15 protein-coding genes are annotated in these 18,228 nt (G+C 38.6%); 9 read left to right on the forward strand and 6 right to left on the reverse strand.

Annotation, left to right across the window (positions count from 1 at the left end):
* Positions 1-223: 223 nt before the first annotated feature.
* The 3 genes from ACIR131C_RS25970 (at position 224) to ACIR131C_RS0106105 (ending at position 6,905) form a co-directional block, all read left to right on the forward strand.
* Positions 224-3,943, forward strand: a complete 3,720-nt coding sequence (locus ACIR131C_RS25970; protein ID WP_035371572.1) for a beta strand repeat-containing protein — start codon at positions 224-226, stop codon at positions 3,941-3,943.
* Between the two features lie 359 nt (positions 3,944-4,302).
* On the forward strand, positions 4,303-4,929 hold the full coding sequence (locus ACIR131C_RS0106100; RefSeq protein ID WP_028089490.1) for a Uma2 family endonuclease: 627 nt from the start codon (positions 4,303-4,305) through the stop codon (positions 4,927-4,929).
* A 413-nt stretch (positions 4,930-5,342) separates the two neighbouring features.
* Positions 5,343-6,905, forward strand: coding sequence for an NAD(P)H-quinone oxidoreductase subunit N (locus ACIR131C_RS0106105; RefSeq protein ID WP_028089491.1), 1,563 nt, complete (start codon positions 5,343-5,345; stop codon positions 6,903-6,905).
* A gap of 190 nt (positions 6,906-7,095) precedes the next feature.
* On the opposite strand, the gene ACIR131C_RS0106110 is transcribed toward ACIR131C_RS0106105, so the two are convergent.
* Positions 7,096-7,641, reverse strand: a complete 546-nt coding sequence (locus ACIR131C_RS0106110) for a response regulator (protein WP_028089492.1) — start codon at positions 7,639-7,641, stop codon at positions 7,096-7,098.
* Between the two features lie 301 nt (positions 7,642-7,942).
* Here ACIR131C_RS0106110 and lipA point away from each other — a divergent pair, with 301 nt between their 5' ends.
* Together lipA and psaX are read left to right on the forward strand one after the other, a co-directional pair.
* On the forward strand, positions 7,943-8,839 hold the full coding sequence (lipA, locus tag ACIR131C_RS0106115) for a lipoyl synthase (RefSeq protein WP_028089493.1): 897 nt from the start codon (positions 7,943-7,945) through the stop codon (positions 8,837-8,839).
* 269 nt (positions 8,840-9,108) lie between these two features.
* Positions 9,109-9,228: a photosystem I protein PsaX gene (gene psaX / locus ACIR131C_RS0106120; protein WP_028083170.1), complete on the forward strand. Its 120-nt coding sequence runs from the start codon at positions 9,109-9,111 to the stop codon at positions 9,226-9,228.
* Between the two features lie 21 nt (positions 9,229-9,249).
* Here the strand turns inward: psaX and ACIR131C_RS0106125 are convergent, their stop codons facing one another.
* Positions 9,250-10,119 (reverse strand): branched-chain amino acid ABC transporter permease, encoded by an 870-nt coding sequence (locus ACIR131C_RS0106125; protein ID WP_028089494.1) that lies wholly within the window; start codon positions 10,117-10,119, stop codon positions 9,250-9,252.
* A gap of 214 nt (positions 10,120-10,333) precedes the next feature.
* Between ACIR131C_RS0106125 and ovoA the strand changes: the two genes are divergently transcribed.
* From ovoA to ACIR131C_RS0106145, 4 genes are all read left to right on the forward strand, one after another.
* Positions 10,334-11,656, forward strand: coding sequence for a 5-histidylcysteine sulfoxide synthase (gene ovoA / locus ACIR131C_RS0106130; RefSeq protein ID WP_028089495.1), 1,323 nt, complete (start codon positions 10,334-10,336; stop codon positions 11,654-11,656).
* Positions 11,657-11,710: 54 nt separating this feature from the next.
* Positions 11,711-12,688: an L-histidine N(alpha)-methyltransferase gene (gene egtD, locus ACIR131C_RS0106135; RefSeq protein ID WP_028089496.1), complete on the forward strand. Its 978-nt coding sequence runs from the start codon at positions 11,711-11,713 to the stop codon at positions 12,686-12,688.
* A gap of 65 nt (positions 12,689-12,753) precedes the next feature.
* Positions 12,754-14,310 (forward strand): radical SAM protein, encoded by a 1,557-nt coding sequence (locus tag ACIR131C_RS0106140; protein ID WP_028083174.1) that lies wholly within the window; start codon positions 12,754-12,756, stop codon positions 14,308-14,310.
* Between the two features lie 160 nt (positions 14,311-14,470).
* A complete protein-coding gene (locus ACIR131C_RS0106145; RefSeq protein ID WP_028089497.1) occupies positions 14,471-14,965 on the forward strand; it encodes a DUF427 domain-containing protein in 495 nt (164 codons plus the stop codon).
* Positions 14,966-14,977: 12 nt separating this feature from the next.
* Here ACIR131C_RS0106145 and ACIR131C_RS0106150 read toward each other — a convergent pair whose 3' ends face one another.
* The 4 genes from ACIR131C_RS0106150 to ACIR131C_RS0106165 form a co-directional block, all read right to left on the reverse strand.
* Positions 14,978-15,466, reverse strand: a complete 489-nt coding sequence (locus ACIR131C_RS0106150) for a PIN domain-containing protein (protein WP_028089498.1) — start codon at positions 15,464-15,466, stop codon at positions 14,978-14,980.
* On the reverse strand, positions 15,463-15,708 hold the full coding sequence (locus ACIR131C_RS0106155; RefSeq protein WP_028089499.1) for a UPF0175 family protein: 246 nt from the start codon (positions 15,706-15,708) through the stop codon (positions 15,463-15,465). The genes ACIR131C_RS0106150 and ACIR131C_RS0106155 overlap by 4 nt, the downstream gene beginning before the upstream one ends.
* A 111-nt stretch (positions 15,709-15,819) precedes the next feature.
* Positions 15,820-17,337 (reverse strand): glycine betaine ABC transporter substrate-binding protein, encoded by a 1,518-nt coding sequence (locus ACIR131C_RS0106160; RefSeq protein ID WP_028089500.1) that lies wholly within the window; start codon positions 17,335-17,337, stop codon positions 15,820-15,822.
* A gap of 26 nt (positions 17,338-17,363) precedes the next feature.
* Positions 17,364-18,131, reverse strand: coding sequence for an ATP-binding cassette domain-containing protein (locus tag ACIR131C_RS0106165; protein WP_028089501.1), 768 nt, complete (start codon positions 18,129-18,131; stop codon positions 17,364-17,366).
* Positions 18,132-18,228 lie beyond the last annotated feature (97 nt).

Raw genomic sequence — 18,228 nt, forward strand, 5'->3', positions numbered from 1 at the left:
CGTGCCTACCCCGGTATTTGAGGCAACCACGGGGTATTTGAGGCAACCACGGGGTATTTGGGGCAACCACGGAGGGTTTGGGCAACCACGGGGGGTTTGCCCCTACAACGTATTTGGGGCATAGTAGCTTACAAGTTGATTATAACTTGTAGCATGAATGTAGAGATTGACAGTTGTAAGTATTTGTGTCACATTATTTGCATAGGAATAAATAATCAAATCCATGAATACCTTGCTCAACTCTGCCCTGACGCTTACATATAACCAACTCAGCACCTTTGCCGATTTAGACAACTTCTGGAATTTATTTGATACAGCTTTTGGTACACAATACAACCGTAGCGGTGCGGAAATTCTGCGTTTACAGTGGCTATCTGGTGATTTTAGTCAACTTCCGCAAATTGAGATTTTAGATAGTAGCATTCTTGGCAATGCCAATGGGGCTTATGCCAGTAGCAATAATCAGATTTATTTATCAGCTAATTTTCTCGCAACTTCTACAGCAGAAGCTATTAGTGCAGTTTTGTTAGAGGAAATTGGGCATTTTATTGATGCTCAAATTAATCAAATAGACACCCCCGGAGATGAAGGGGAAAAATTCTCAGCATTGGTGCGCGGGCAGAATTTAACAACTCAAGAATTAGGCAGAATTAACACAGAAAATGATTGGGCAACTATTACTGTAGACGGAAAAGTAATTGCTGTAGAACAAGCTGCGCCAATTGTTTTAACAGTGACAACAACCGCAGATCAAAATGATGGTAGTGCTACTGGTGGTTTATCATTGCGGGATGCGATTATAATCGCCAATGCGAATCCGACTACTGATTATGAAATCCAGTTAACTGGAGGAACAACTTACAACCTGACATCAAATGGGATTAATGAAAATGCAGCCTTGACAGGAGATTTAGATATTAAAAGTCGCAGTAATGTGCTTTATATTGTGGCAGTTGGTGGACAAGCAACTATTAATGCGTCAGGTTTATTAAATAGCGATCGCGTTTTTCAGGTACTCGATGGTGGTCAATTAAGCTTACAGAATGTAGTCGTTACGGGCGGCAATATATCTAGTGATGGTGGAGGTATTAGGGTTGATTCTAATGCCGCTCTCGATTTGTATAATTCGACAGTTACAGGCAACAAAGCGTCCGGTTTTTTTAATAGAGGAGGCGGCATCTACAACAGTGGTTTCGTCTACCTACGCAACGGCAGCATAGTTAGTAATAATATCGCTGCTGGTGACTCTTCTCAAGAAGGCGGCGGCATATACAATTCCGGCGGTACACTAATTGCAACTAACTCGACAATTAGTAACAACGAAGGGGGAGTTTACGGTGGCGGCATCTCTACTGTATCTGGATCGGTGACTCTGATCAATACTACCGTTAGAGGTAATAGTGCGGGAAATGGGGGCGGCATAACAAGTAATGGCACTTCAGTTGCTTTACTCAATACTACAATCAGTGGTAATAGTGCTAATTCTACAGGTGGCGGTATATATGCTTCTACTAATGGAGTATTCAATTTGATCAACAGCACTGTTACCAAGAATACTGCTATCAGCACCGAATACGGCAATGGCGGTGGCGGTATTTATAGTCTTAGTGCCACGGTTAACCTCAAAAACACGATTGTGGCTGGGAATATAAATAGTAATGCTCCTGATCTTCTCTCTTCTTTTTTGAGTTCAGCGCTATTTAATGGTAACAATAACAACCTAATTGGTAACTTAACTGGCGCTAAAGGCACTGTAGGCACTGGTACAGATATTGTTAACCCCAACCCTGGACTCGGACCCTTACAAAACAACGGTGGACTCACCCTCACCCATGCTCTCCTTTCTGGTAGCCCAGCGATTAACGCTGGTAACAACAGCTTAATCCCTGCTGATACAGAAGACCTTGATGGCGATGGAAATAGAACAGAACCCATTCCCTTTGATAACCGAGGCAGTGGATATACACGAATTTCCGGTGGTACAGTTGATATCGGGGCATTTGAATTTCAACCTGCCCCTAACCTCAGTCTCAGTATAAATGACGTTACCTTAACTGAAGGTAACAGCGGTACAAAAAACGCCACCTTTACCGTCACCCTTTCTGGTGAAACCTTCCAACCTGTCACCGTTAATTATGCTACAGCTAATGGCACAGCTACCGCAGGAAGTGACTACACAGCCACAACGGGAACATTAATCTTTAATGTTAACCCTGGAGAAACCAGTAAACAAATTACCGTTTCTGTCTTGGGAGATAGCTTATTTGAAGCAAACGAAACCTTTTTTGTTAACTTGAGTAACGCCACAAATGCGAGTATTGCAGATGCTCAAGCTCAGGGTACTATTACTAATGATGATGTGGCTTTACCCACCATTACCTTAGCCGTATCTCCCAGTAGCGTACTAGAAGACGGAACAGCCAACCTAATTTACACCTTCACCCGCACAACTCCAACAACCAACCCCCTGACAGTAAACTATAATATTGCAGGTACGGCATCCAGCAACGACTATACAGGTGCAACACCCGGAACAGGAAAAACCATTACCTTTGCAGCAGGTTCAAGTACCGCAACACTAACAATAGACCCCACCGCAGATACCACCGTTGAAAATAACGAAACCGTTGCGTTAACCCTAGTTGCAGGTACAGGTTACACTGTTGGTACAAATACAGCAGTAACGGGCACTATAACCAATGATGATGTTGCACCGTCTGTCACCATTAACCTCAGTGCAGACCAGACAATAGTTGAAGGTACAACCAGTCCTCAGAACGTTCAGTATACCGTTACCCTGTCTGCTGCCAGTACCCAAACGATCACTGTACAGTACGCAACCAGTAACGGTACAGCTATAGCAGGGTCAGATTATACCACTATAACCGGAACTTTGACCTTTAACCCTGGTGTTACCAGTCAAAATATCATTATTCCCATTCTCAATGATGCCATTAATGAACCGAATGAAACCTTTACTGTAACGCTGACATCTCCTACCAATGCCGGTTTAGGAACAAAAAGCACTGCTACCACAACTATTACAGATACCCTGACTGCTTCTGCTACCACAACTTTAGCCGCAGGTGTGGAAAACTTGACTTTAACTGGAACAGCAGCTATCAATGGTACGGGTAATGCCAACAATAACATCCTCAGAGGTAATAGTGCCAATAACATTCTGGCAGGTGGAAATGGTAATGATACTTATGGTTTTGTTGCCAATTCTGCTTTAGGAACTGACACAATTACAGAGACGGCAACAGGGGGAACTGATACTATTGATTTGACGGGAACAACTGCTGCTGTAAATGTGAATTTGGGTGTTGCAACTTCACAAACGGTCAATAGTAATCTTAAACTGATTCTCTCTGCTAATAACGTCATTGAAAATGCCACAGGTGGTATAGGAAATGACCGTCTCACAGGTAATGCTCTAAATAATACCTTAAATGGCGGTAGTGGTAATGACCAACTGCAAGGACTAGGAGGAAATGATACCCTCTGGGGAGGAGCAGGTAATGATATTCTCAACGGTGGCACCGGTAATGATAGTCTCTGGGGGGGACTTGGTGATGATATCTTGACGGGAGGAGTTGGTAATGATCAATATCTGTTTCAAAGCAATAGTGTGTTTAGTACCAGCTTAGGCGTTGATTACATTAGCGAGTTTGAAGCGGGACTAGACCAGATTGTATTAAGTAAAGCTACATTTAACGCCATTACTAACCTTCCAGGACAGGCTTTAACTGACTTTGCAGTTGTTAGTGATGATGAATTTGTCAATGCTAGTAACGCTCGTATTGTGTTTAGTCAAGGTACGGGAAGTCTATTCTATAACCAAGACGGCAGTATTTTGGGTACGGGAACAGTGTTTGAATTTGCCCGTTTAGGTAATCCTGATATCACCCTCACTAGTAGTAATTTCAGTTTGATTGCTTAAGCTGCTATAGCTGTCTTACGCAAAATCCACAACCCGCCAGGGAATGAATTCCCTGTCTAATAGCAAAAGTCATCTAAAGATGACTAAAAATCCGAAAATATCCCCAGTTTACTTTAGTGCAATCACCGATCTTGTAGGTTGGGTTGACGAAAGGAAACCCAACATTTCCACCAAACAATATTCCCAGCCAAAATTAATTAACATCATACATCCTACTGTTACTGTTTTTTTGAAAAATTTAGGGCGATCGCCATCTCCTCTTATTATCAAGGTGAACTTTACGTTAGCCTTTTTAATTCGGAGTGCATGGATTTAGCGAAAATGCTAGAGTGATGATATTGATGGGGCTAAGTTGACCTATGACCATTGCAACCGAAATACCAATACAACAGCAGTTACTAAGTTTTGGCGATTTTATCGTCCGTTATGGTGACAGTAACCGCTACGAATTGATTGATGGAGAGGTGTTTGATTTGGAACCAACGGGCTACCATGAAGAAGTTTCAGCTTTTACTACCACAAAAATTTGCGCCCAAATTGATGCAATAGGTTTAAATTGGTTTGTCCTTCAGCGAGGATTACTACGTCCTTCTAACTTGGGTATAACAGCATTTCGACCTGATATTATGGTTATTGATCGCAATGAACTTGCGAAAGAACTACTTTGGAATGACCAATCAATCCTCACGCTGGGCAGTTCGATTAAATTTGTGATGGAAGTAGTTAGTAGCAACTGGCAAAACGATTATGCGCGTAAAGTCGAAGACTACGCAATTCTAGGTATTCCTGAATATTGGATTGCGGATTATGCGGGTCTAGGTGGGACTCGACATATTGGGAAACCGAAACAACCTACCCTTTCCATTTGTACCTTAGTCAAAGGAGAGTATGAAATTCAGCAAATTCGAGGCAATCAACCCATTACTTTGCCGACATTCCCAAATTTCAAACTGACAGCGGAACAAGTTTTAAAGGCTGGCAGATAAAGTGCTTTAAGCTATGCTTACAGGAATATCCGGTTAGCTAAAATCAAATAAGTAGATGAACGGAAAAAAACCGAAATATGTAACAAAAAGTAAAGTTGCCGAAAACCGTTCGGCTGACGCTCACGGCGAAGCCTGTTCTCTGTAACCTGTTCCCTGTTCTCTGTAACCTGTTCCCTGTAACCTGTAACCTGTTCCCTGTAACCTGTAACCTGTTCCCTCTTCCCTGTCACCTGTCACCTGTCACCTGTCACCTCTTCCCTGTTCCCTGTTCCCTTGCCCCAACGACAATTTTTAACGCCCACCTACTTATAAGAATTATCAACTGTTAAAGATAGAAAGATCAATGCAATTTTAGTTAAAAACTATAGATAGAATAAACTTGTGTCAGCTAATCGCTAAAACCTATACATCTCATGGATTTTGCTAATTTTGCATCCCAGTTAAATGCGGGAACGATTTTACCAGAGGGAATCGTCATGATTACCCTTCTGGGGGTTTTGATTGTTGATTTGATTTTGGGGCGTAGCTCTGCTCGCTGGATAGGATATCTAGCTACGCTCGGTTTAACAGCGGCAATAATCGCTCTATACTTTCAATGGGATACAACTACCCCCATTGCCTTTACTGGTAGTTTTAATGGTGACGACCTGAGTATTGTCTTTCGTGGTATCATCGCTCTATCGGCGATGGTGACAATATTAATGTCAATTCGCTATGTCGAACAAAGTGGTACGGCTTTAGCCGAATTTATCGCTATTTTGATGACTGCGACTTTGGGAGGAATGTTTTTATCCGGCGCTAATGAGTTGGTGATGATTTTCATCTCTCTAGAAGCTCTGAGTATTTCCTCTTATTTGTTGACAGGTTATACAAAACGTGATTCCCGTTCCAATGAAGCGGCGTTGAAATACCTGTTAATTGGTGCTTCTAGTACAGCAGTATTTTTGTATGGTGTCTCCCTTTTATATGGTTTATCTGGTGGACAAACGGAATTAAGTGCGATCGCTCAGGGTATTGCCACAGCGAATGTTGGTCAATCTCTAGGTTTAGTAATTGCTCTAGTTTTCGTAATTGCGGGTATTGGCTTTAAAATTTCCGCTGCACCTTTTCACCAATGGACACCAGACGTTTATGAAGGCGCACCTACCCCTGTAATTGCTTTTTTATCCGTTGGTTCTAAAGCAGCCGGGTTTGCTCTGGCTATCCGCTTATTAACCACTGTCTTCCCGATTGTAGCTGATGAGTGGAGATTTGTTTTCACTGCTTTGGCTGTCCTAAGTATGGTATTGGGTAACGTTGTCGCCCTAGCCCAAACTAGCATGAAACGGATGTTAGCTTATTCATCTATTGCCCAAGCTGGGTTTGTGATGATTGGCTTAATTGCGGGAACTGATGCCGGTTATTCCAGTATGATTTTCTATCTATTGGTATACCTGTTTATGAACTTGTGCGGCTTTACTTGTGTGATATTATTCTCTCTCCGCACGGGAACAGATCAAATTGCCGAATACTCAGGTTTGTATCAAAAAGACCCTCTCCTCACACTGGGTTTGAGTATTTCCCTGTTGTCTTTGGGTGGTATTCCCCCATTAGCCGGATTTTTTGGCAAAATTTACCTATTTTGGGCAGGTTGGCAAGCTGGTCTTTACTGGTTAGTTCTGCTCGGTTTAATTACTAGTGTGGTTTCTATCTATTACTACATTCGTGTAGTTAAGATGATGGTGGTCAAAGAACCTCAAGAAATGTCCCAGGTAGTCAAAAATTATCCCCAAGTGCGTTGGGATTTACCAGGGCTTAGACCTTTACAAGTCGGTTTGATAGTAACTTTGATAGCTACTACTATCTCTGGAATTTTATCTAATCCCTTGTTTACTTTGGCTAATAATTCTGTTACTAACACTCCTATGTTACAAGCAGCAAAGGTTGTCAGTACACAAGCTAGTGTTATTACTAATCAAGAGGTAAAGCAATTCTAGGTTATTTTTCAGCAATGGGTAATAAAGCTGATCTTCCATAAACCTCTGAAGGTAAAGATTGTAGAGACATTCCATGGAACGTCTCTACAATGGTTATTGGGTACAGATATTTAATTTCTAGAGATATCTAATACCCAATTCCCCATTTTTTGTCAATGTGCTTATGTGATAATAACTACAAAGCACAAAACTACTTGATTTTCTGTTTGATAAAAGCGACAATTTGATTAACCTGTTTTTTTAGTCCATCAATTTCTAATTGCATCCTGACAATTTTGTCATTTAATGATTTTATTTCATTAAGTGAATCTACCTCATTGACATCAGAGGTAAATTGGGGTGAGTTTAAGTCTTGCTGACCCTTCTTGGATTTGGCTATTGCTGATTTAATCGCGTTAATAAGTTGCGTTTTATCAAAAGGTTTGCCCAAAAATTCAAAATATTCAAATGGTTCTACTAATTTTTCCGTTACTTCTTCCTTACTACCTGACATGATCACTAAAGGAATTTTCCGTAACTCTGGTTTAACTTGAATATTGTGGAAAATTTCCCAACCACTCATTTTCGGTAACAGAAAATCTAGTATGATCAAATTGAATTTTTCCTCAAGTATCAAATTATAGCCTTGCAAACCATCGTTAGCCTCGATTACCTCGAAACCAGGGGGTAACATTTCTCTGATTTTTATTCTCACAACGCTGGTATCGTCAATAACTAAAATTCTGTTATTTGCCATAGCTGCTGGTCCTACTGAAACCTCATTTATTCGGATAGCCAATTGATTTTTTAATTTCCCTGATTGTATTTAGGGTTTGCTGCAAGGTAGAGAATACTACTATACAGTATTTTGATTATCAACACAAGTGTCAGTTACTAAATTTTCCTGATTATATTTAGAGCTTGCTGCAAGGTAGAGAATGTTACTGTAAAATATTTTGATTGTAAACACAAGTGTCAGTTACTAACTGCAAATTAACTGGTTTTTCGGTTTAAGTAGTAAGATAAATTGAGATCAGCGAGATAGGTAAGTATATATTATGAATTATTCACAAAAGGTTGATATCAAGTCAGAAATTATAACTATGCCTAGCTGGTTGCGTCGTCCTCTGGGTAAAGCTAGTGAAATGTCTACTGTCCAGCGGATCATTAAGCAGCGTCAAATTCACACGATTTGTGAAGAGGGACGTTGTCCAAATCGGGGCGAATGCTACGCTCAAAAAACAGCGACTTTTTTATTAATGGGTCCGACCTGTACCAGATCCTGTGCTTTTTGTCAAGTAGATAAAGGTCATGCCCCCATGGCTTTGGATGAGCAAGAACCCCAAAAAGTAGCAGAATCAGTACAGCTTTTAGGATTGCGGTATGTGGTGTTAACTGCTGTAGCCCGTGATGATTTAGCTGATGGGGGAGCGGGTCATTTTGTCAAGACTATGGAAACTATCCGTGATCTGAACCCAGCAACTCAAATTGAAGTGTTAACATCGGATTTTTGGGGTAGTGGAGGTCTAGCTGGCCAACGTCATAGCCTCAAGATGATTATTCAAGTTGAACCGGCTTGTTTTAACCATAATGTGGAAACAGTCCGCAGGTTAACCCCAACCGTGCGTCGAGGGGCAAAATATGACCGCTCCTTGGCTGTATTAGCGACAGTTAAAGAATTTAATGATCAGATTCCTACGAAGTCGGGTGTGATGGTGGGTCACGGAGAAACAATAGATGAATTAATTGAGACAATGAGGGATTTGCGCTCTGTAAAGTGCGATCGCCTGACCATTGGTCAATATATGCGTCCTTCTTTAGATCATCTTCCAGTCCAAAAATATTGGACACCGGAGGAATTTACAGAATTAGGTGATATAGCCAAGGATATGGGTTTTAATCATGTCCGTTCGGGTCCCTTGGTTCGCAGTTCCTACCACGCTGGGGAGGAATAAGGGGACAGGGAACAGGGAACAGGGAACAGGGGACAGGGAACAGGGGACAGGGGACAGGGAACAGGGAACAGGGAACGGGGGACAGGGAACAGGGAACGGGGGACAGGGGACAGGGGTGCAGAGGAAAAGATTTTTCCTACCAACAACTGACAACTGACAACTGACAACTGACAACTGACCAACCTTACAAAAATATTTTTAAAGAATTTGCAAAATTGGCGCGTGAGTTTGCTATTTCTTAAAAAGCCACAAAATTAGGAGAACCGCTTATGACTGCTAAAGGAAAACCTGCTGCTAAACCTTCCTACGCTTTCCGTACTGGTTGGGCTTTATTACTTTTGGCTGTTAACTTTTTGGTAGCAGCTTACTACTTCCACATTATTGAATAGTTAGAAGTAGGCTGGTGCTGCTTAAATTGTGCCTTTGAATAAACCCTTGGGACGAATCAGCAGCACCAGAATCATGATTAATAGGGCTACACCTTGTTTATACTGTGAACCTAGCCAAGGGGTGCTAACTTCTTGGGCAATGCCAATTATAAAGGCTGCGGCGATCGCTCCGTAAGGATTGCCAATTCCGCCCAAAATTACAGAAGCGAATAGGGGTAAGATTAAAAACCAACCCATATTTGGACGCACGGCTGTAATTAGCCCGTACATACTACCTCCCAAGGAAGTGAATGTACCAGCAATTACCCAAGTCCAAAGAATTACTCTATCAACATTAATACCCGATACTCTAGCTAAATCTAAATCGTCAGCCACTGCCCGCATGGCTTTACCAACTTTGGTATTTTGTAGTAGGTAGTGAAGGGATAAAATGGCTAAAATAGCTAATCCCAGTACCAATAATTGATTTTGCGGTACTCTTAATGTACCAAATTCTAAAGCTGATATCACGGGTAGATTATAGTTTTGGTTTTTACCTCCCCAGATAAAAATAATCCCGTTGCGGAGGAATAAAGCCAGCCCAATGGAGATAATGATCAGACTTGTGGAGGTGGCACGGATAGACCGCATTTTTGACCACAGTAATTTTTCTGCTAGTAACATTCCTCCTACTGTTCCCAAAGCTGCTAAAATCATTGACAGCCAAATATTTACACCTGTACTATTGGTCATCAGGGTTAGATAAGCGCCCAAGGTGAGAAAATCACCATGGGCAAAATTAGATAACCGTAAAATCCCGTAGGTTAGAGTCAGTCCGACGGCTGCTAGGGCAATAATGCTACCTACAGCAATACCGTTGATCATTAATTGAGCAAATTGTTGTACATCCATAATTATGCGGTGATTTTCATGCCTTTACCCGTTTATATTGCATATAATCGTAACTTTCAATTATACATTTTGTAATCGGAATATGTAAACTTTTTTTACGAACTTATCTATATACTGAAAAGACAATATAACATAGTTATGTTAACATAATCTCAGATAAAATAATTTAGTTAATCCAACTTATACCAAGGAATTAATTACCAAGGCTAATAAAATGACAGATACCCATATTCCCCAACTCGATAATTGTAGTTCCACAATCCTACTTAACTATTTTGAAAATTCCTGGGAAATGGAAGAAACCTTAATGAAAAGTGTAATTAAGGAAGAAACCTTTTATCTAAATCCCGATCCTTTAAGAAATAAATTAATTTTCTATCTTGGACATTCGGCTGTTTTTTATATCAATAAATTAATTCAGGTTGGTTTATTAACAAATCGGATTAATCCCCAATATGAAACTCTGTTTGAAATTGGCGTTGATCCAGAAACACCGGCAGAACTAGAGGAAGCTATTCAAGGATTTAACTGGCCTGATGTTGAAAAAGTCTGGGAATATCGAAATAAAGCTAGGTCAGAAATTACAGCAATCATTAACAACACTACCCTAAATTTACCCATTCATCAACAACATCCTATTTGGGCTTTATTAATGGGAATAGAACATAGTCGCATTCATCTGGAAACCTCTTCGATGCTGTTGCGTCAACTACCAATTGATAAATTACAACGTCCCCAAAGATGGAATTATGCACCCAGTAATGGAGAAATTCCTGATAATCAAATGCGAGAAATTCCCGGTGGTGTCGTCAAATTAGGAAAAAATCAAGATGATTTAACTTTTGGGTGGGATAGTGAATATGGTAATTTAGAAGTTGAAGTCCAACCATTTTTAGCTAGTCAATATCTAATTACAAATGGAGAATTTTTAGAATTTGTTCAAGCAGGTGGTTACAACAATTCTAATTACTGGAATGCTGAATCTTGGACATGGAAACAACTCTACAATGTAGAATATCCTAAGTTCTGGATAACCCAAGAAAATAACTATCGTTATCGTGCTACATTTGATGAAATAGATTTACCTTTAGATTGGCCTGTAGAAGTTAACCATTATGAAGCAATGGCTTATTGTCAATGGAAAGGTAAGAATACTCGGTTAATGACAGAAGTAGAATGGAATCAAGCTCTGAAAATATCTGAAGATTCTAGATTATCAAATAACTACAATCTCAACTTACAATTTATTTCCCCAACTCCTGTAGGAATGTTTTCAGAAAATAATCAATCTGCTATTTCTGACTTACGGGGTAATGTTTGGGAATGGTTGTCTAGTAGATTCTACCCCTTACCAGGATTTCAAACCCATGATCTTTATCCAGATCAATCTGCACCATTTTTTGATAATAAACATTTTATGATGTTGGGTGGTTCTTGGGCAACGAATGGTACAATGGCTTTACCTTGTTATCGTAACTGGTTTCGTCCATTTTTTTATCAGCACGTCGGTTTTAGAATTGCTGAAAGTTTGGATTAAATAAATATCTTTTTTTCACCCAGAGTCGCAGAGTAAACAGAGAGGATTTAGCAAATGATTACACAACCTTTAACAGTTTTAGATCATCATTATCAAGAGCTAAGTATTGATGGTAAAGATGTCATTAAGGGGTTAACTGAAAAACAGAAAAATTTACCCCCCAAATATTTTTATGATGATCCTGGTTCTCTATTATTTGAAAAGATTTGTGAGTTACCAGAATATTATCCGACTCGTACAGAAGCCTGGATTTTACAACAATATGCTGATGAAATTGCAGAAATTACAAATTGTTGTGAGTTGATAGAATTAGGTAGTGGTAGTTCTACAAAAACTCAAGCTTTATTAACTGCTTATCAAAAGATTGCTAACTCTTGTAGATATCTTCCTATTGATGTTAGTGGAGGTATTCTAAAGACTAGTGTTTTACAGTTACAAGAAAAGTATCCTGATTTATCTATTCATGGACTATTAGGGACTTATGAACAGGCTTTAGTTCATCTAGAATCGAATTATTTACAATCACGGATGTTATTTTTCTTGGGAAGTTCTTTAGGGAATTTTAACCCGGAAGAATGTGATATTTTCTTAAATCAAGTTTCTCGCACTTTACAACTAGGAGATTACTTTTTATTGGGTATTGATTTACAAAAACCCCAGGATATTTTAGAAGCTGCTTATAATGATAGTCAAGAAGTGACTGCTGCTTTTAACTTGAATATGCTGTCTCATCTGAATTGGCGTTTTCAAGGTAACTTTGATCTCAACTTGTTTAAACATCAAGCAATTTATAATCAGGTTGATCATCAAATTGAGATGTATTTACATTGTCAAAAAAGCCATTGGGTTCACTTGGAAATTTTGGATTTAAAGGTACATTTTGTAGAAGGAGAAAGTATATTAACAGAAATTTCTCGGAAGTTTGATTTAATAACCATGTCAGAACAACTAGACAGTAAAGGATTAAAAACCGTCAAAACTTGGACTGATCAAAAAGGATGGTTTGGATTGATTTTGTGTCAGGTTGGATAAATAGATTTAGTGGATTTTCAGTTCAACTAATGCCATGAAAATATCAAGAATCAGAGGAGATCATTATGACCTTAACATCTCACAAAAGACCCACAATTGGATTAATTGAAGTACCTGCCACCGGATTATACGATGCAGAGGGCAAAAATTGGACTTCGTTATATAGACATCGTTCCTTAATCAGTAAACAAGTTTTGATTCCTGACTTGCAAGCCGGAGGATTTGATGCCCAATTAGTCAATCTTAGAGATGACAATTATAGTGAAGAGTTTGGTGAAGTGTCCTGGAAAGGGATGACTCTGCGGAAAACTTATGTGGGGGGTAAAATTTCCGCCGTTGATCCTCAAGCCTTTGATGCTTGGGGTGTGACAGTTAATTTCTCTCAAGATCGTCAAGTTACCTGTATGGTAATTGAACATTTGGCTAAAGGAAATCGCCCCATTGTGGTGGGAGGTTCTGATGCTTTGGCTGAACCCCATCACTACTTAAAAGCAGGTGCAACAGCCGTTGTTCAAGATAAATCTGGGGCTGCAAATTGGGCGCTGTTTGATTATGTATTGGGAAGAATACCAAGAGAAGAACTTTCAGGGGTGATTTTTGCCAACGGTAAACAATATCCTAGAAAAACTAAAGCCAAAAGTCCAGAGGAGTGGGCTTTACCTTCTGTGGAAGTAGCCAGGGAATGTTTAGGGACTCTTCCCAATGTTCAAGGAAAAGTACCTGTGGGTTCACTGGTGGCAGATATTGGTTGCGATCGCACCTGTGATTTTTGCATGACTCCTACCTACGGTACTGGTTATCGCCGAATGTCCCCAGAAACAGCCCTGAAATGGTTGGCTATCCAGAAGGAAGCGGGGGCAGTGGCTATCAATATCGGATCTGATCAATTTCTGGCCCGTGGTCTATTTCCTCAAGGACGACAAGAGATTATAGATATTACTGATGGTGCGCGGGAGATAGGAGTATCTCTGATGTGGCCAAATGGTTTGGAACTGAGGAAAACAACTTTGGGCAGTGGGCGTAACTACGAAAGCACTGATCTTAGACCTGATGAAGAACTGATTCAAGCCTTGTTCGCTTGGGATGGAAAAGTTGGTTGTCCTTTGGCTTATATCCCCGCAGAACGTCCTGTTTTTGGACGGGAAGCCTACAAAAAGTTGCTACCCTGGCAAGAGCATTGTACATTGATGAAATCTGTAGTTAGCACTGGTGTACCTGTGGTTACCTATGGCATTATTATCGGTCTACCTGATGATGATCATGATGACTTATTACGTCTTGAGGAAGCAATTACAGACCTGGTAGATGAACTGGTAAAGATTAACCCTGAATTAGAATTTCAGACCTCTTGCTATAGCATTATTCCTTTACCCGGAACACCCCAAGCTTTTAATTTACGCAAAGAGGGATTACTGCAATTTGAAGATAGTTGTTTATGGGGAGTATGGACAACAACCTCTAATACTCATCACTTAACTTATGACCAGGTTTCCGATTGGCAAGTTCGTTTATCTAATATTCGCAGATCACCGGCTGAATTTACTAATTATAATGGGGAGTATTCGGGAATGGTAAGCACAGCTTCCTCTGATGACTCAAAAATTGTGTTAGTTAAGTCTTAGACTCAAGAGAAACCTTTTGGTGATGATTGGTGATTGGTGAAAAAATTATCAATTATCAATTATCAATTCTTTCTCCTGAATCCTGTACGGGTGAACGGCAGGAAAGCCCGTACTGATTTCTAACAAGTACAAGATACTTAATCACCATAAATTAGCAATCATGAAACCACAATCTATTACCCCACAACCAGGACAAGAATCTGTTTGGAATTATCCTCGTCCCGCAATTTTACAAGATACTAATAAACATCTAAAAATCATTGTCAATGGTATTGTTTTAGCAGAAACAACTGGGGGAAAAAGAGTTTTAGAAACTAGTCATCCTCCGGGTTATTATATTCCTGCTGAAGATATTAAAACAGAATATTTAATAGCAACAGCTAAAAAAAGTATGTGTGAATGGAAAGGTATTTGTGAATATTATGATGTTTCTGTGGGTGATAAATATATCAATAATGCTGCTTGGCGATATATTCAGCCTACTCCTAACTTTAGTTCCATTCAAGAATTCTATAGTTTTTATCCTAGTTTGATGGATGCTTGTTATGTTAATGATGAGTTAGTTATACCTCAAGCTGGTAATTTTTATGGAGGATGGATAACTACGGATATTGTTGGTCCCTTTAAAGGTGAACCGGGGACAAATTGGTGGTGATATAACAGGAATCTACTCTTCACCCGCAGTTTGTAAAATATTAGTGTACAGTCTGGGATTAATATGAAATCCTGCTATGTTAATTAAATCATTAACTACAGGTTTGATATTTTCAATTAGTCTTCTCTGTTTAACGACTAAGAGAACTCCTAAAATTCCAGTAACTTTTAATCCTAAACGAGTAGCAACAACTCTACCTTTATAGTCATCTATAATCAGTCTATCTGCTTTTATTTCCAGAGCTAATGCTATTGCTTCAGCTTCACCTGGATCAATTTCTGTTTTTAATTCTGCAACCAATGTAGAATTATTAACAGGTTGAGTTTGAATCCATGCTAGGGTTTTAACTTCTTTTGTTCCTGGAACTTCATAACCTAAATTTGCCATTTCATCATAAACAGCTTGAGGAATAATAATAGTTTTATAGAGTTTTTGCAGTAGCTCAATTTGCTCAATAGCTGCTAGATTCGTAATAGGTGAAGTATTGCTGACAACAATCATAATTCACCCATTTCTCTCAAACTTATGAGATCATTTTCAAAATCCTCAACATCATAATTAATACAAATTCCTCGATTTGCCATTTCCTTCTGAAATTCAATTAAGTGCATTCCTGCTAAATGACGAGCTTGACCTATGCTAATTTTTTTCTGTTTATATAGTAAAATTGCTAGTTCAACTTTAATATCATCGGTTGACATTTGAGCAGATTCAAGAATTTCATCAGGGATAATAATGTTCATAATATTCTATCTCTTTTGCTTTTCAAATACTTACTGATCATAGTAACACAAAATCAATGTTCTTTTCATGAGATTTCCGACTTCTCAAAGAAGTCGGGAATCTGAAATAAGTTACAATCTTTGAGATTTTAACCACTCACTGACAACTTTTTCTACTGGTTGAGATTGATTATCTACTTGATAATTCATCTTTTGGATTGCAGTTGTAGAAATTTTACCTCCTAATTGATTAATGGTATCTCTTAATTCTGGATATTTTTGCAGAATCTCCTCATTAAAAACAGGTACAGCTTCATAAGGTGGAAAATATTTTTTATCATCTTCTAGGATCACCAGGTTTAAAAATGGAATTAAACCGTCTGTAGAATTAGCTGCTATAATGTCTACTCTTTTTGTTTCTAAAGATTTATACATTAATCCTAAGTCCATTTGTTGAGGAGATTTGGTAAAATTGAAGTTGTATGTTTTTGCTAACCCCGGATAACCATCTTCTCTATCAATAAATTCATAACCAAATCCTGCGTTCAGTTGTGAAGTATATTTAGCAATATCAGAAAGGGTTTTAACTTGCCATTTTTTTGCATCTTCACCGCGAATAATTAAAGCATAGGTATTTTCAAATCCTAAAGGTTTCATCACTGTTAATTTCAAATTCTTATCATAGTATTCTTTGGTTTTTTCATAAACAATTTCAGGATTATTAATCGGTTTTTCCTTTAAAATTGCTGTGAATGCTGTACCCGTATATTCTACATAACCGGCTATTTTTCCCGCTTTAACTGCTTCATGACAAATAAATGTTCCTCCTAAATTAAAACGACGATCTACTTTTAACTTGGTATGATTTTCTATTTGTTGTGCTAATAATTCTCCTAAAATTACTTGTTCTGTGAAATTTTTTGAACCGATAATAATCGTCGCTGGTTTTTGTTGATAGTTAAATGCAATTAATCCAGCTATAATTAAAGTAATTATTCCTAAAATAATCGCAAAATTTGATTTATTCCCTGTTGGTTTAGTCAGGTTTTTTTCTAATAATCCTAAACCAAAATCTGCACTCAAAGCAATTAAAGCTGCGGGTATCGCTCCGGCTAAAATTAATTCATTATTAACTGTCGAAATACCACGAAAAATAAATACTCCTAAACCACCACCACCAATAGCAGCAGCAATAGTAGCAATTCCTACAGATATAACTGTGGCTACTCTCACCCCTGCTAAAATAACTGGTAAAGCTAAAGGAATTTCTACTTTTAATAATAACTGTTTGTCTGTCATTCCCATCCCTATTCCAGCTTCTTTAATAGCAGGATTGATGCTATTAATACCAATATAGGTATTACGAATTATGGGAAGTAAAGCATAAAGAGTTAAAGCAACTATGGCTGGTATTTTACCAATTCCTCCCAAAAATGGCACGGAAATTAAAAAACCAAAGATGGCTAAACTAGGGATAGTTTGAATTGCATTTGCTAAACCCAGAATAGGAGAAGCTAGTTGTGGTTGACGAGTGATAAAAATGCCGACAGGAAGCCCGATAGAAATAGCTATTGTCATAGCTATGGTTACTAAGATTAAATGTTCTCCACTGTGGAGAATAATTTCTGAACCGTATTGAAATAAAAACATGATTTTCTGCTAATTCTACGCTAATTTTAGTTAAGTTGTTGCCAATTTTTCGCCGCATTCAAACAAGCTAAAAAAGCCTGTGCCTCTGGATGTTGAGAATTAAGAAATTCTTGTTTCGTTCCTAATTCCACTAAATTTCCTTCATACATTAAACCAATTCTAGAGGCTAAAAAGAAAGCTTCTTGAATATCATGGGTGACAAAAATCACGGTTTTTCCTAATTGTTGTTGTAAATATTGAAATTGTTGTTGTAATTCCAAACGAGTGATAGGATCAAGTGCGCCAAAAGGTTCATCCATTAATAGGATAGGTGGATCTGCGGCTAAAGCCCTAGCAACTCCCACTCGCTGACGTTGGCCCCCTGATAATTGGTGGGGATAACGTTGAGCAAATTTTTCTGGTTCTAGTCCTACTAAGTTTAACATTTCATAGACTCTATTTTGAATTTTTTGTAGTGGCCATTTTTCTAAAGATGGTACAAGTCCGACATTTTCCGCAATGGTAAAATGAGGAAATAACCCTGTTTCCTGAATGACATAACCTATACGTCTTCGTAATTTGATAGCATCCCAGTTAGTTGTAGATTTTGAACCTACTAAAACTTCTCCTTGGGTGGGTAAAAGTAAATGATTGATTAATTTTAAAGTTGTGGTTTTACCGCTACCACTACGCCCCAATAAAATTAAGGCTTCTCCTTGATAAATACTAATATTTAAGTTAGATAATAGTGGACGGTAATTAATTTCAAAACTGACATTACGAAATTCCACTGCAATTTCTGATGTTGTAGACATAATAGAAGACTCCTAGTCTTTATAATTACACATAGGTTTTTGATTAGGTGAGCTATAAACTAAGTAGAGGTAATTAATGAGTTACATAGTTCTGAGG

The organism is Dolichospermum circinale AWQC131C (assembly GCF_000426905.1).
Classification (GTDB): Bacteria; Cyanobacteriota; Cyanobacteriia; order Cyanobacteriales; family Nostocaceae; genus Dolichospermum; species Dolichospermum circinale.

What these genes read in the sequence shown, in the direction of transcription:
- ACIR131C_RS0106145 (WP_028089497.1), top strand. Translation starts at nt 14,471, where the DNA reads ATGAAACCACAATCTATTACCCCACAACCAGGACAAGAATCTGTTTGG.
- ACIR131C_RS0106160 (WP_028089500.1), bottom strand. Translation starts at nt 17,337, where the DNA reads ATGTTTTTATTTCAATACGGTTCAGAAATTATTCTCCACAGTGGAGAA.
- ACIR131C_RS0106155 (WP_028089499.1), bottom strand. Translation starts at nt 15,708, where the DNA reads ATGAACATTATTATCCCTGATGAAATTCTTGAATCTGCTCAAATGTCA.
- ACIR131C_RS0106105 (WP_028089491.1), top strand. Translation starts at nt 5,343, where the DNA reads ATGGATTTTGCTAATTTTGCATCCCAGTTAAATGCGGGAACGATTTTA.
- ACIR131C_RS0106150 (WP_028089498.1), bottom strand. Translation starts at nt 15,466, where the DNA reads ATGATTGTTGTCAGCAATACTTCACCTATTACGAATCTAGCAGCTATT.
- lipA (WP_028089493.1), top strand. Translation starts at nt 7,943, where the DNA reads ATGAATTATTCACAAAAGGTTGATATCAAGTCAGAAATTATAACTATG.
- ACIR131C_RS0106110 (WP_028089492.1), bottom strand. Translation starts at nt 7,641, where the DNA reads ATGGCAAATAACAGAATTTTAGTTATTGACGATACCAGCGTTGTGAGA.
- ACIR131C_RS0106125 (WP_028089494.1), bottom strand. Translation starts at nt 10,119, where the DNA reads ATGGATGTACAACAATTTGCTCAATTAATGATCAACGGTATTGCTGTA.
- ACIR131C_RS0106165 (WP_028089501.1), bottom strand. Translation starts at nt 18,131, where the DNA reads ATGTCTACAACATCAGAAATTGCAGTGGAATTTCGTAATGTCAGTTTT.
- ACIR131C_RS25970 (WP_035371572.1), top strand. Translation starts at nt 224, where the DNA reads ATGAATACCTTGCTCAACTCTGCCCTGACGCTTACATATAACCAACTC.
- egtD (WP_028089496.1), top strand. Translation starts at nt 11,711, where the DNA reads ATGATTACACAACCTTTAACAGTTTTAGATCATCATTATCAAGAGCTA.
- psaX (WP_028083170.1), top strand. Translation starts at nt 9,109, where the DNA reads ATGACTGCTAAAGGAAAACCTGCTGCTAAACCTTCCTACGCTTTCCGT.
- ACIR131C_RS0106100 (WP_028089490.1), top strand. Translation starts at nt 4,303, where the DNA reads ATGACCATTGCAACCGAAATACCAATACAACAGCAGTTACTAAGTTTT.
- ovoA (WP_028089495.1), top strand. Translation starts at nt 10,334, where the DNA reads ATGACAGATACCCATATTCCCCAACTCGATAATTGTAGTTCCACAATC.
- ACIR131C_RS0106140 (WP_028083174.1), top strand. Translation starts at nt 12,754, where the DNA reads ATGACCTTAACATCTCACAAAAGACCCACAATTGGATTAATTGAAGTA.